We start from the raw sequence: 13422 nt of genomic DNA on the forward strand, positions 1-13422 counted from the left end.
CTCCCCGCACGGCCGCGGTCCCGACGCGCCGCCCGGGGACCGCTCCGCTCCCTGAGAGTGTGGGAGCCAGCGGTCCGGCGCCCCGTCAGACGTCGAAGCGCGCCCGGCGCAGGTACTGCGGGTTGGGGTCGAGGGCGGCGGCCAGCCGGAAGTGGCGGACGGCCTGGTCGGCGCGGCCCTGGCGCTCATAGGTGCGGGCCAGCGCGAAGTGCGCGAACGCGTTGTCCGGCTCGCGCTCCAGTACGACGGTGAACTCCAGCTCGGCGGGCCGCAGTTGCGCCGCCGCGAAGAAGGCACGGGCGCGCAGCAGGCGCGCGGCGGTGTTCTCGGGGTGGGCGGCGATGACACTGTCCAGCAACTTCACCGCGCCCCGCGGGTCCCGCGCCGCGAGCAACTGCTCGGCTGCGCGGTAGTCGATGACGTCCGTCTCCGGCGTACGTCCGTGGAATCCGCTGGTTTCGGGCACGGCTGAGTCCTTCCCTCACTGGACGGGTTCAACGCCCGCGCGAGGAGCGCTATTCCTGGAGTGACCGGGACGGCCGGGACGGCCGGGACGTTCAGCGGGGCTGGTGCGCCCTGCGGACCAGTTCGGCCCACACGTCCTTCACCCGGCGCTGCAGCTGGGGCAGCGGTACGTCGTTGTCGATGACGATGTCCGCGATCTCCCGGCGCTGTTCGCGGGTCGCCTGGGCGGCCATGCGGGCGTTGGCGTCCTCCTCCGTCATCCCGCGGAGCCGGACGAGCCGGTCGAGCTGGGTGGCCGGGTCGGCGTCGACGACCACGACGACGTCGTAGAGGGGGGCCAGGCCGTTCTCGGTGAGCAGCGGGACGTCGTGCACGACGACGGCGTCCTCGGCGGCGGCCTCCTCCAGCTCGCGGGAGCGGGCGCCGACGAGGGGATGGACGATCGAGTTCAGCACGCCCAGCTTCTCCGGGTCGGCGAACACGATCGAGCCGAGCCTGGGCCGGTCCAGGCTGCCGTCCTCGGCGAGCACGTCTTCGCCGAACGCCTCCACCACCGCGGCCAGCCCCGGCGTCCCGGTCGAGACGACCTCGCGTGCGATGCGGTCCGCGTCGATCAGTACGGCGCCGCACTCGGCGAGCAGCCGCGACACCTCGCTCTTGCCGGCACCGATGCCGCCGGTCAGCCCCACGGACAACATGGCCGCGCCTCCACCTCACAAACCCCGCTGGAGCGGGGACAACTTGCCGACTCCGATATCGCCGGTCAGGCCCACCGGATCACCTCCGCGTCGGCGGAGACCGGTCAGGCGCGGCTGCCCGGCAGCCTATCGGATCAGCTGTCGCCTTCCCGCTCCGCCAGGAAGCGTTCGAACTCGCGGCCGATCTCGTCGGCCGACGGGATCTCCAGCGGCTCGGCGAGCATGTTGCCCCGGGTCTCGGAGCCCGCGGCGGCGTCGTACTGGTGCTCAAGACCCTGGACGAGCGCGGTGAGTTCCTCGTCTCCCTCCTGGATCTGCCGGTCGATCTCCAGCTGGGTGCGGTACGCGTCGGTGCGCAGCGAGTGCGCGATGCCGGGCAGGACCAGGCCGGTCGCGGCCGTGATCGCCTCCAGGACGGTCAGCGCCGCGTCCGGGTAGGCGGAGCGGGCGATGTAGTGCGGCACGTGCGCGGCGACACCGAGGACGTCGTGTCCGGCCTGCAGCAGCCGGTACTCGACGAGCGCTTCGGCGCTGCCGGGCACCTGGGCCTCCTCGAAGGGGCTGCGGTGTCCCGGAACGAGGTCGGTGCGGTTGCCGTGCGGGGTGATGCCGACGGGGCGGGTGTGCGGGACGCCCATCGGGATGCCGTGGAAGTTCACGGACAGGCGGACACCGAGCCGCTCGACGATCTCCTTGACGGCGGCGGCGAAGCGCTCCCACTCGACGTCCGGCTCGGGACCGGACAGCAGCAGGAAGGGCGCCCCGGTGGCGTCCTGGACCAGCCGCACCTCGAGGGTGGGCTCCTCGTACGCGGTCCAGCGGTCCCGCTTGAACGTCAGCAGCGGACGCCGGGCCCGGTAGTCCACGAGCCGGTCGTGGTCGAACCGGGCGACGACCTGGTGGGGCAGCGAGCCCAGCACCTGGTCGACGATCTGGTCGCCGGTCTCACCGGCGTCGATGTAGCCGTCGAAGTGGTAGAGCATGACGAGCCCGGCCGACTCCTGGGCCAGCGCCATGTCGACGACGGCCAGGCCCTTCGGCTCCCATGCGTACAAACCCTGCGGATCAGGCACAGTGACCGCTCCTCCTCGTGTCCGTACACAACAACGGCCGTGGCGGCACGGGCATTCCCGGAGGAGGGGGGAGGTGAGCGCACCTTCGGGGCGCGGGGAACCGCGCGGCGAGCCCCCGCCGGCCCGCGGCCGGTCAACCGGCGCATCCGGGCAGACACCGAGGGGCCGCACCTCGAAAGGTGCGGCCCCTCGGCTATGGCCTAAGCCTCAGCGGCAGTGCTCAGCTCTGGCCGCCGGCCAGCTTCTCGCGCAGCGCCGCCAGCGCCTCGTCCGAGGCCAGGGCGCCGGAGTTGTCGCCGCCCTCGGAGGAGTACGAACCGCCGCCGGACGCGGCCGGAGCGGCGGCCTCGCCACCCTCGGCAGCGGCCTGGGCGTCCGCCTCGCGGGACTTGATGACCTGCGCCTGGTGCTGCTCGAAGCGCTGCTGCGCCTCGGCGTACTGGCGCTCCCACTCCTCGCGCTGCTTCTCGTAGCCCTCGAGCCAGTCGTTGGTCTCGGGGTCGAAGCCCTCGGGGTAGATGTAGTTGCCCTGGTCGTCGTAGGAAGCGGCCATGCCGTACAGGGTCGGGTCGAACTCGACCGCCGTCGGGTCGGCACCGAAGGACTCGTTGGCCTGCTTCAGCGAGAGGCTGATGCGGCGGCGCTCGAGGTCGATGTCGATGACCTTGACGAAGATCTCGTCGTTGACCTGGACGACCTGCTCCGGGATCTCCACGTGGCGCTCGGCCAGCTCGGAGATGTGGACCAGACCCTCGATGCCCTCGTCGACGCGGACGAACGCACCGAACGGAACCAGCTTCGTGACCTTGCCGGGCACGACCTGGCCGATCTGGTGAGTGCGGGCGAACTGCTGCCACGGGTCTTCCTGGGTCGCCTTCAGCGACAGGGAGACACGCTCGCGGTCCATGTCGACGTCGAGGACCTCGACGGTGACTTCCTGGCCCACCTCGACGACCTCGGACGGGTGGTCGATGTGCTTCCAGGACAGCTCGGAGACGTGGACCAGACCGTCGACGCCACCCAGGTCCACGAAGGCACCGAAGTTGACGATCGAGGAGACGACGCCGGAACGGACCTGACCCTTCTGGAGGGTGGTGAGGAACGTCTGGCGGACCTCGGACTGGGTCTGCTCCAGCCAGGCACGGCGGGACAGGACCACGTTGTTGCGGTTCTTGTCCAGCTCGATGATCTTGGCCTCGAGCTCCTTGCCGACGTACGGCTGGAGGTCGCGGACGCGGCGCATCTCGACCAGGGAGGCCGGGAGGAAGCCGCGGAGGCCGATGTCGAGGATGAGGCCACCCTTGACGACCTCGATGACGGTACCGGTGACGATGCCGTCCTCTTCCTTGATCTTCTCGATGGTGCCCCAGGCACGCTCGTACTGGGCGCGCTTCTTCGAGAGGATCAGGCGGCCTTCCTTGTCCTCCTTCTGGAGGACCAGGGCCTCGATCTCGTCACCGACGGCGACGACCTCGTTCGGGTCGACGTCGTGCTTGATCGAGAGCTCTCGGCTCGGGATGACACCTTCGGTCTTGTAACCGATGTCGAGCAGGACCTCGTCCCGGTCGACCTTCACGATGACGCCGTCGACGATGTCGCCGTCGTTGAAGTACTTGATCGTCTCGTCGATCGCTGCGAGGAAGGCTTCCTCGTTACCGATGTCGTTGACCGCTACCTGCGGGGTGGTGGCGGTGGTCTCGGTGCTGCTCGTCATGTGGGAAAGGGCTCCGGTACGGACATTGAAGTCGTAGGTACTGCTTACGCCGGGAGCCCGTTTCGCTCTGCAGAAGCCGGACAGCCAAGGAAGCGCCCCACCGATAGGTGGCGGCGCCTCGACAACCGAGGGGACATACAACAGATGCGAGCGCAGCCTGCTCCGTCTGAGGCGCGCAGGCCCGCAGCGCAACTTGTAGCATACGGGGGCAGCCGGGCAGGGTCAATGCGCGAAGCCGCACACCCGGGGCGGATCGCCGCATTCCCGGCACCAGAAACGTCTGCCGAGGCCATGCACCCCCGTGTCGTCCGCTCGCGTGTCGCACGGGACGGGCTGGACGGCAGAGTACGACGAGGGAGCCGATCATCCAAGAGCCCGAAGGTCCCGAACCGGAGGCCACCCGCCGTGACGCCGGGGTCGCGGAGAGCGCCCGCGCCAACCGGGGCTGGTGGGACCGCAACGCGGACGAGTACCAGGTCGAGCACGGCACCTTCCTCGGCGACGACCGCTTCGTGTGGGGCCCGGAGGGGCTGGACGAGGTGGAGGCCGAGCTGCTCGGCCCGCCGGAGGAGCTGAAGGGCCGGGACGTGCTGGAGCTCGGCGCCGGTGCCGCGCAGTGTGCGCGCTGGCTGGCCGCCCAGGGGGCCCGGCCGGTCGCCCTGGACCTCTCGCACCGCCAGTTGCAGCACGCGCTGCGGATCGGCGGGTCGTTCCCCCTGGTGTGCGCCGACGCGGGTGCGCTGCCCTTCGCGGACGGCTCCTTCGACCTGGCCTGCTCGGCGTACGGGGCGCTGCCGTTCGTCGCCGACCCGCGGCTGGTGCTGCGCGAGGTGCACCGGGTGCTGCGGCCGGGCGGGCGGCTGGTGTTCTCCGTGTCGCACCCGATCCGCTGGGCGTTCCCCGACGAGCCGGGCCCGGAGGGGCTGAGCGTCTCCGGGTCCTACTTCGACCGCACGCCGTACGTCGAGCAGGACGAGCAGGGCCGCGCGGTGTACGTCGAGCACCACCGGACGCTCGGCGACCGGGTCCGGGACGTGGTGGCTTCGGGCTTCCGGCTGGTAGACCTCGTCGAGCCGGAGTGGCCGGCCTGGAACACCTCCGAGTGGGGCGGGTGGTCGCCGCTGCGCGGGAGCCTCGTCCCGGGCACGGCGATCTTCGTGTGCGTACGGGACTGAACGCGTGATCCGTCACGACGCGCTGGAGTCCCTGCCCGTGCGCGGTGCGCTGCCCGCGCTGCACCGCGCCCTGGCGGGGCACGGCACCGCCGTACTGGTGGCCCCGCCGGGTACCGGCAAGACGACGCTGGTCCCGCTGGAGCTGGCCGGGCTGACCGGACCGGCCGACGAGAGACGCACCGCGCGCGTGGTGGTGGCCGAGCCCCGGCGGATCGCCGCGCGCGCGGCGGCTCGGCGGATGGCGTGGCTGCTGGGCGAGGAGCCCGGCGGGAGCGTCGGGTACACGGTGCGCGGCGAGCGGGTCGCCGGGCGTCACACGCGCGTGGAGGTCGTCACCACCGGTGTGCTGCTCCAGCGGCTGCAGCGCGACCAGGAGCTGGCCGGGGTCGACGCGGTGGTGCTCGACGAGTGCCACGAACGGCACCTGGACGCGGACACCGCGGCGGCGTTCCTGTGGGACGTGCGCGAGGCGCTGCGGCCGGAGCTGCGGCTGGTCGCCGCGTCGGCGACGACGGACGCGGAGGGCTGGGCCCGGCTGCTGGGCGGGGCGCCCGTGGTCGAGGCGGAGGGCGTCTGCCATCCGGTCGAGGCGGTGTGGGCGCCGCCGCCCCGTTCCGTCCGGCCGCCGCACGGGATGCGGGTGGACCCGGTGCTGCTGACGCACGTGGCGTCGGTGGTGCGGAGGGCGCTGGCCGAGCAGCCGGGGGACGTGCTGTGCTTCCTGCCCGGGGTCGGCGAGATCGCGCGGGTGGCCGGGCAGCTCGGCGCGCTGGACGGCGTGGACGTGCTCCAGGTGCACGGGCGGGCGCCGGCCGCGGTGCAGGACGCGGTGCTGGTGCCCGGTGTGCGGCGGCGGGTGGTGCTGGCGACCTCGGTGGCCGAGTCGTCGCTGACGGTTCCCGGGGTGCGGGTGGTCGTCGACTCGGGGCTGGCGCGGGAGCCGCGGGTGGACCACGCGCGCGGGCTGAGCGCGCTGACGACGGTACGGGCCTCGCAGGCGGCGGGGCGGCAGCGGGCGGGCCGGGCCGGGCGGGAGGCGCCGGGCACGGTGTACCGCTGCTGGGCGGAGGCCGAGAACGCCCGCCTGCCGCGTTTTCCGGCGCCCGAGATCAAGGTCGCCGACCTGACCGCGTTCGCGCTCCAGACCGCCTGCTGGGGCGACCCCGACGCCTCCGGGCTGGCGCTGCTGGACCCGCCGCCGGGCGGCGCGATGACGGCGGCACGCGAGGTGCTGTCGGCGATCGGTGCGGTGGACGCCGCGGGGCGGGCCACGGACCGTGGGGTCCGGCTGGCGCGGCTCGGCGTGCATCCCCGGCTGGGGAGGGCCCTGCTGGACGGCGGTGACTCCGGACGCGTCGCCGAGGTGGTCGCGCTGCTGAGCGAGGAGCCGCCGCGCGCGTACGGCGACGATCTCGCCGCAGCTCTGCGGACCGCCCGGCGCGGCGGCGACGCCTACGCGGGCCGCTGGCGGACCGAGGCCCGCAGGCTACGGGCCGCTGCGCCGGGCGACGGCGGCGTGCCCCGGGTGACCGGTTCGCCCGGGGCCGGTTCGCCCGCACGGGTGGAGAACGCCGCTTCGGCCACGACCGCCCGGTCCGGAAACGCGCACACGGGCGGCGGGCGTACGGCCGGGCGGCCGACGGCCGGAGGTGCCGACGGCCGAGCGGAGCGCGAGACGACAGGTACCGGAGGCCCACGGAGCGTCGGACCGGTGACCGGTGACGGCACCGTCCCGACCGACACCGGTGCGTCCGCACCGGAGAGCGACACACCGTCGGCAACGGCCGGTGACACCGCTGCCGCGGCCCGCGCCGCGGACGGTGCCGTGCAGGAAGAGACTGCCCGCGGCGGGGCGGCACACCGGCCGGCAGCCCCCGCCGGGAGAACCGGGGCCCGTGACCCCCGGGGCACAGCCACAGGTGGCAGAGCCGGACAGGAGCGGCGCGACGGCGGCGACGCCGCATACGACGGGCGCGCCGACGGGCCTGGCACCGGCGGCGGGGTGGCGGCGCGGGTGGCTCTCGGGGGCGAGGAGCGGGGGGTCGGGGTGGTGGCGGCGCTGGCGTTTCCCGAGCGGATGGCGCGCCTGGACGGCGGTTCGTACCTCATGGTGTCCGGCACTCGGGCCGAGCTGCCGGACGGATCGGCGCTGCGCGGGGCGCCGTGGATCGCGGTGGCCGTGGCGGACCGGCCGATCGGCAGGGGGCACGCGCGGGTGCGGCTCGGAGCGGCTGTCGACGAGGAGATCGCGCGCCTCGCGGCAGGCACGCTGCTGACCGAGACGGAGGAGGTCCGCTGGGCGGACGGCGACGTGGTGGCCCGGCGGGTGGAGCGGCTCGGCGCCGTCGAGCTGGCGGTGCGCCCTCTGGGCGACGCCGACCCCGGCCTCGTCCGCGACGCGCTGCTGGACGGGCTGCGGCAGGAGGGGATCGGGCTGCTGCGCTGGTCGGCCGGGGCGGCCCTGCTGCGGCAGCGGCTCGCCTTTCTGCGGCATCACCGGGGCGACCCCTGGCCGGACGTCTCCGACACCGCGCTGCACGCGCGCGTGGACGAGTGGCTGGAGCCGGAGCTGGGGCGCGCCCGGCGCCGTGCCGATCTGTCGCGGATCGACGCCGGGCAGGCTCTGGCGCGGCTGCTGCCCTGGTCCACCGGGGAGGCGGCGCGGCTGGACGAGCTCGCCCCCGAGCGGATCACCGTACCGAGCGGGTCCGGAATCCGGATCGACTACTCGGAGCCCGGGCAACCGGTGCTGGCGGTGAAGCTCCAGGAGATGTTCGGGCTCCAGAGGTCGCCGGAGATCGCCGGGGTGCCGCTGCTCGTCCATCTCCTCTCCCCCGCCGGACGCCCGGCCGCGGTCACCGCCGATCTGGCGTCCTTCTGGCGGGACGGCTACCGGAGCGTGCGGGCGGAGCTGCGCGGCCGGTATCCAAGGCATCCGTGGCCCGAGGACCCGGCGGCGGCCGAGCCGACCCGGCACACCAACGCCCGGCTCAGGCGGTGACCGGCTCCTCGCCCGGGTCGCGGGCGGCTGCGGCCCGTCGGCCGGTGCGGCGGCTGCGCGTCTCCAGCCAGAGGGCGAGCCCGAGCAGCAGCACACCCAGCACCGGCAGGCCCCAGGGCAGGTACGAGGTGAGCAGCAGCACGAAGAGGCGGTTGCGCTCGACCAGGTCGACGGTGTGGCGGATGTAGTCCTCGCGCATCTTGACGTGCCCGGCGAACGCCGTGACCTTGTCACGGTCACCGAGCAGTGCGCCGCCGCGCAGTTCCTCGCGGTGGATCTCCTCGCCGTAGACGGGCGCTCCGGTGAGCGGTTCCACCCAGAACCGGCGGACCGTGGTGTACCAGCGGGTGGTGCCGGTCTCGGCGACGGCCTCGGCGGTGAGGCCCTCGACGGGCAGCGCCTCGGGGAACTCCACCTCGGTCCAGGGGATGGTCTGCTCGAAGTAGTAGACCTCCAGTCCGCGGAAGTCGCGGGTCCCCTTGTAGTGGATGGGGGCGGTCACCCGCGCCTGGGCGTCGAAGTACTCGTAGTCCCGCTTCTCGGTCAGGAACGGCCATTTGAACTCCAGGCCCTGCCGGCGCACCGGGTCGCCGTCCACCATCTCCCCGTCGGCGTGGACGGGTTCCTGGGTGTGGGCGTCGAAGATGTAGCGCTCGGGGATCTTGGAGACCATTTCGCCGTCGGGCCCCTGGACGTAGGAGAGCGCGTCCCAGACGACCACGTCGCGGTCGGTCGTCCGCTCGATCCGCTCCGAGGCCTCCACGTTGCCGCGCAGGGTCTGCACGATGGTGACCTCGGGGACCTGCCGGGCCCGCATGGTGCTGTAGTCGAGGAGGGTGGCGTCCTTCGCGACCAGCACCATCTCCTGGTACTGGTGGGCGGGGACCTTGGCCAGGCGCGGGAAGGCGTACCAGCGCAGCAGCGGGGACAGGGCCGCGCAGAACACGGCGCAGGCGAGCAGGACCAGAGCGGCCTTGCGGCGCATGGCGGCCTCCCTCCGGACGGCGGGGTTCAGGGGTTCACGGATGCGCGGGCACCGTGGTCAGCAACGGTTCCGGGGATGTCCCACCGCTGGGGGTGCCCAGGGCGGTGAGCGCGAGGACCAGGGCGAGCGCGGCGGCGAGACCGGTCGCGGCGGCGATCAGGGCACGCATGCGGACCTCCCGGCGGAGTCGTCCCGGCGGCAGAAATCTGACACAACGTCAGATATGGCTGGTCCGGGCACCGTAGCAACGGGCGCGCGAGATGAGAACAGCTCGCGCACACGGCGGCGGCGCCCCTCCCGGTGGAGGAGCGCCGCCGTCGTCGCGCGTGTGGTCCGGGTCCTATGCGCCGGGGCTGCCGGAGGCGCCGGAGGAGGGAGTCGACGACCCGGCCGGGGCGGACGGGCCGGTCGAGCCGGAAGGGCTCGACGGGGTGGCCGAGGGGGTGGCCGAGGGGTCGGGCGTCGCGGACGGGTCGGGTGTGGCCGAGGGCTCGTCCGACCGCACGGTGAGCGGGACGTTGAGCGTCGCACCACCCGCGGTGGTGATGCGGAGCATGAATGTACCGCTGGTGTCGTCCGCGTGGAGGGCGGGCAGCGTCAGCATGCCCTCGGCGTCGGTCCGCAGCCCTTCGAGGGTGCGTACGGCCTCGCCGTCGTCGCCCTCGAAGTAGGGGCCCGCGTCGCTCTCGGCCGGGTCGAGCACGGAGGTGATGAGGGTGGCGGTGACGGCCACCCGGCCCGCGGCGGCGCCCCGGTACGTGGCCTTCAGCTCGACCCGCTCGGCGAAGGTGCCGCCCGGTGTACAGGTCAGCTCGGCGGTGCCGGTGCGGGTCACCGCGTCGGCGACGCGCTGGGTGACGGCGGCCTTGTAGACGAGGGCGGGGACGTCCCGGCCGACGACGGTGGCGCGGACGACGAAGGTGCCCGTCTTCTCACCGGCGCGCAGCGCGGGCGCGTCGGCCACGCCGGAGGCGTCGGTGGCCACCGTGGCGACGCTCTCGCCGCCCTCGAAGACGGCGTCGGTGTCGCCGACGACGGTGAAGCGGATCCGCACCTTGCCGACGGCCTTGCCGTCCGCGGTCTCGGCGCGGGCGCTGATCCGCTGCGCGAAGACGTCCCCGGCCCGCGTGGTGAGCTGCGCGGTGCCGGCGTGCTCCAGGTGGTCCACGGTGTCGGTCGGGGTGGGGGGCTTCTGGGCCGTCGGCGGTGTCGGGGACGGGTTCGGGCCGGGGCTCTGCGGGCCGCTGTCCGTTCCCGTTCCGGCGCCGTCTCCGCCGGCGCCGCCGCTGGGCTTGTCCTTCGGCGGGGCCGTGTCCTCGGGCGTGGTGGTCACGGGCGGGGTAGTTCCGGGCGGGGTGGTCCCGGGCGGGGTGGTCCCGGGCGGGGTGGTGGTCCGCGGCGGCGTGGGGGACGGGCTCGTCCGGCCGGCGCCGTCGTCGCTGCGGCCCTCGGGCAGGGTGCCGGTGCCGTCGGGGATCTCGTGGGTGCTCTTGCGGTAGTACTCCAGCCAGGACAGGACCGTGTGGAGATAGTCCTGCGAGTGGTTGTAGCTGAGGATGGCGCGCTTGAGGTCGGCCTGGACGGACAGGTCCCAGCCGAAGCGGCACAGGTAGTGCCCGGCGGCGAGCGCGGCGTCGTAGACGTTGTTGGGGTCCTTCACACCGTCGCCGCTGCCGTCCCGGCCCGCCCAGGCCCAGGTGGACGGGATGAACTGCATCGGGCCGACGGCGTTGTCGTACGCGCTGTTGCCGTCGTAGACGCCGTTGTCGGTGTCCCTGATGAGCGCGAAGCCGTTGCCGTCGAGCTGGGGGCCGATGATCGGGCTGGTGGTGGTGCCGTGGGCGTCCACCCGGCCGCCCCGGGCGTGCCCGGACTCGACCTTGCCGATGGCGGCGAGGAGTTGCCAGGGCAGGTTGCAGGCCGGCTTGGCCGAGCGCAGCGCCGCCTCAGCCTTCTTGTAGGCGTCGAGGACGGTGGCGGGGATGCCGGCCTCGGTCGGGCCCTTGGAGACGGGCGTGCCCAGGGTCGGCGAGGGGTTCGGGCTGTTGAGCGGCGGCAGGTCCGTGTAGTACGGCGAGTTGCCGGTCGCGCTGCCCTCGGGATCGGACTCCGGCGAGGGGGTGGTGTCGGCCGTGGTCCGTCTGCCGTCGGCGTCGACCGTGACGTCCGGAGCCTGGGACGCGGACAGGGCCGCGACCGCGACCGCCGCAACGGTGGTGGTGACCGCGCCCTTGCGCAGCCGCCTGCCGAATTGCGCCGCCATAGAGTGAACCCCTCCCGTGGACGCGGTGTGCGTCCCTCTCCGTCTGCCGTCGCCTTGGTGTGACGATCAGCCGCCGCCGGTTGCGCCCGTGGTGTGACGAGTGCGACGGTCGCCGGTTCGACCGGTACGGTGGCCCAGGCGACCCTACGACAACTTCCTTTGCACCGGCACCGCTTCCTGACCGATTTTCACCAATTGGCCACGTAGGGTGCTGCGTCGGCCGGTCGCTGTCCGGCAGGAGGACCCCTTGCCCTTCACTCTCAGCCATGCGGCCGCTGTGCTGCCCGCCCTGCGGGCGGACGGAACGGGCCGCGGCCGGCTCGTCCCTGCCGCGCTCGTGGCGGGGTCGTTCGCGCCCGACATGACCTACTACGTGGCGAGTGCAATGTCCGGGGCGATGGAGTTCGGGACGTTCACGCATGCGTTCCCGGGCGTCCTCACCGTCGATGTGCTGATCGCCTGGGCGCTGGTGGGGCTCTGGCTGGTGGTGCGCGAACCGCTGGTGGCCCTGCTGCCGCGGCGCGGCCAGGGGCGTACGGCAGCATTGCTGCGCTGCGGTACGCCACGCGCGCGCGTGCGGCCGTCGCTGGTGGGCTGGTGGTACGTCTCGGCGGCGCTGGGGGCGCTGACCCATGTCGTGTGGGACGCCTTCACCCACCTCGACCGGTGGGGGATCCGGATGCTCCCCGTGCTGGGCGACGAGCTCGCGGGAGCGCCGGTGTACTGGTATCTCCAGTACGGCGGTTCGGCGGTCGCCGCGGTGGTGCTCGCCGTGTTCCTGACGCGGGCTCTGCGGCGGGTTCCCCCGGCCTCCGGGGCGGTGGGCGTCCCGGTGCTGACGGTGCGGGACCGGTGGTGGGCCGCTGCGGTGATCGGCGGCGGCGCGGTGGCCGGCGCGGTGCACCGGGCGACACGCTGGTGGGACTACTGGGGGTCGGTCGCCGAGCCGTGGGAGCTGATCCCGACGGTGTGCTTCGGGGCGGGCGCGGGGATCGCCCCGGGGCTGGTGCTGTATGCCGTGGCGGTCAGGGTGCGGCGTCCGGTCCCCCCGGCGCCCGGCGCCCCCGGCTCCGTGGGTGCGGAGGGCGGCCGGCCGGTGGCCCGCTGACGGCATCGGCGGCGATGAACACGGTGAAGCTCCGGGCCGGGTGCGGCCGCGGGAGCAGGGTGAGGGCGAGCGCCAGATAGCCGCGGGCGAGGTCGGCCCATACGCGCCGCCCAGGTGTCTCACGGGTGGTGAGGCGGGCGGCGGACGGACCCCGGTGGGCGAGTCCGCGGTGGAGGCCGGCCGTCACCTGGCGCACCGCCGTCGCGAGGGTGGCAGGGACACGGGCGGTGCTGGCGCCCAGCGCGAAGGCCGGGACCGGCGGGAGTGGCACGCAGGCGGGTCCGTATCCGCCGGCCCACGGCGGTGCCGTCCGGTGGTGGAGCATGCGTATACCCATGCCCGCATCGTCAGGGCAGCCGGGAGCACGGGCTTGTCCACGGGGTCCACGCGGGTGACCGGTCCTACGCCCGGAGGACGGGAGGCCGCACTTCCCGGGCGGCGCCCGGCCCGGAGCGGATCCGGGAGCGCACCCTCCGGGCGGCCCCTGGCCCACCGGCAGGGCCACCGCGGGAACGCACTCTGCGCGGGAACGCACTCCGCCGGGAGCGGTGCCCCCGGGGGGACGCACCCCGGAACACCACCCGACCCACCGCGGCGCCACCCCAGAAACACACCCCGCCGGGAGCCACACCCCGGAGCACGCACCCGGAACGCCACCCGACCCGCCGCCCTGGATGCTCCCTCGAGAGCCCCTCGCAGCCCCACCGGGCTCGGTCCGCCGGGAACACCGCCACCACAGCACGCACCGACCAGCACACCGCGGCCGGCCGGCGACAACGCCGGTGGCAGAGCCGGAGCCAGCACACGCTCTCCGCCCCCGCCGAGAGGCCCAGCGCCAGAACACGCTCTCCGCACCACGCCGCAGCCGCCGAGCGAGACACCGCAGGAGCGGGCGTCCTGGACGGGGTCGGCCCTCCCGGGGGAGCCGGGCGGGAGCATG

Annotated in this window: 10 protein-coding genes; 3 read left to right on the forward strand and 7 right to left on the reverse strand. The window is 73.8% G+C overall.

Going from position 1 to position 13422, the window contains the following annotated elements; genetic code table 11:
- Positions 1 to 85: 85 nt before the first annotated feature.
- The 4 genes from V5O46_RS00315 to rpsA form a co-directional block, all read right to left on the reverse strand.
- On the reverse strand, positions 86 to 466 hold the full coding sequence (locus tag V5O46_RS00315; protein WP_332882291.1) for a tetratricopeptide repeat protein: 381 nt from the start codon (positions 464 to 466) through the stop codon (positions 86 to 88).
- A gap of 91 nt (positions 467 to 557) precedes the next feature.
- Positions 558 to 1163: a dephospho-CoA kinase gene (gene coaE / locus V5O46_RS00320; protein WP_332882292.1), complete on the reverse strand. Its 606-nt coding sequence runs from the start codon at positions 1161 to 1163 to the stop codon at positions 558 to 560.
- 134 nt (positions 1164 to 1297) lie between these two features.
- Positions 1298 to 2236, reverse strand: a complete 939-nt coding sequence (locus V5O46_RS00325) for a PAC2 family protein (RefSeq protein ID WP_332882293.1) — start codon at positions 2234 to 2236, stop codon at positions 1298 to 1300.
- A 220-nt stretch (positions 2237 to 2456) separates the two neighbouring features.
- Positions 2457 to 3950 carry a 30S ribosomal protein S1 gene (gene rpsA, locus V5O46_RS00330; RefSeq protein ID WP_332882294.1) on the reverse strand — a complete coding sequence of 498 codons (1494 nt, stop codon included), beginning with the start codon at positions 3948 to 3950 and terminating at the stop codon, positions 2457 to 2459.
- A gap of 362 nt (positions 3951 to 4312) precedes the next feature.
- Here rpsA and V5O46_RS00335 point away from each other — a divergent pair, with 362 nt between their 5' ends.
- Both V5O46_RS00335 and V5O46_RS00340 read left to right on the forward strand, forming a co-directional pair.
- On the forward strand, positions 4313 to 5125 hold the full coding sequence (locus V5O46_RS00335; protein WP_332882732.1) for a class I SAM-dependent methyltransferase: 813 nt from the start codon (positions 4313 to 4315) through the stop codon (positions 5123 to 5125).
- A gap of 4 nt (positions 5126 to 5129) precedes the next feature.
- Complete coding sequence (locus V5O46_RS00340) at positions 5130 to 8126, forward strand: ATP-dependent helicase C-terminal domain-containing protein (protein ID WP_332882295.1); 2997 nt, start codon at positions 5130 to 5132, stop codon at positions 8124 to 8126.
- Here V5O46_RS00340 and V5O46_RS00345 read toward each other — a convergent pair.
- From V5O46_RS00345 to V5O46_RS00355, 3 genes are all read right to left on the reverse strand, one after another.
- Positions 8116 to 9111 carry a DUF3068 domain-containing protein gene (locus V5O46_RS00345; protein ID WP_332882296.1) on the reverse strand — a complete coding sequence of 332 codons (996 nt, stop codon included), beginning with the start codon at positions 9109 to 9111 and terminating at the stop codon, positions 8116 to 8118. The two genes, V5O46_RS00340 and V5O46_RS00345, sit on opposite strands and share 11 nt — an antisense overlap.
- A gap of 34 nt (positions 9112 to 9145) precedes the next feature.
- Entirely contained in the window at positions 9146 to 9280 is a 135-nt protein-coding gene (locus tag V5O46_RS00350; RefSeq protein WP_332882297.1) for an SPW_0924 family protein, read from the reverse strand.
- A gap of 171 nt (positions 9281 to 9451) precedes the next feature.
- Positions 9452 to 11374, reverse strand: coding sequence for a lytic transglycosylase domain-containing protein (locus V5O46_RS00355; RefSeq protein WP_332882298.1), 1923 nt, complete (start codon positions 11372 to 11374; stop codon positions 9452 to 9454).
- Between the two features lie 247 nt (positions 11375 to 11621).
- Here V5O46_RS00355 and V5O46_RS00360 point away from each other — a divergent pair, with 247 nt between their 5' ends.
- A complete protein-coding gene (locus V5O46_RS00360) occupies positions 11622 to 12482 on the forward strand; it encodes a DUF4184 family protein (protein ID WP_332882299.1) in 861 nt (286 codons plus the stop codon).
- Positions 12483 to 13422 lie beyond the last annotated feature (940 nt).

Origin of the sequence: Streptomyces poriticola, assembly GCF_036689765.1 — a bacterium.
Classification (GTDB): domain Bacteria; phylum Actinomycetota; class Actinomycetes; order Streptomycetales; family Streptomycetaceae; genus Streptomyces; species Streptomyces poriticola.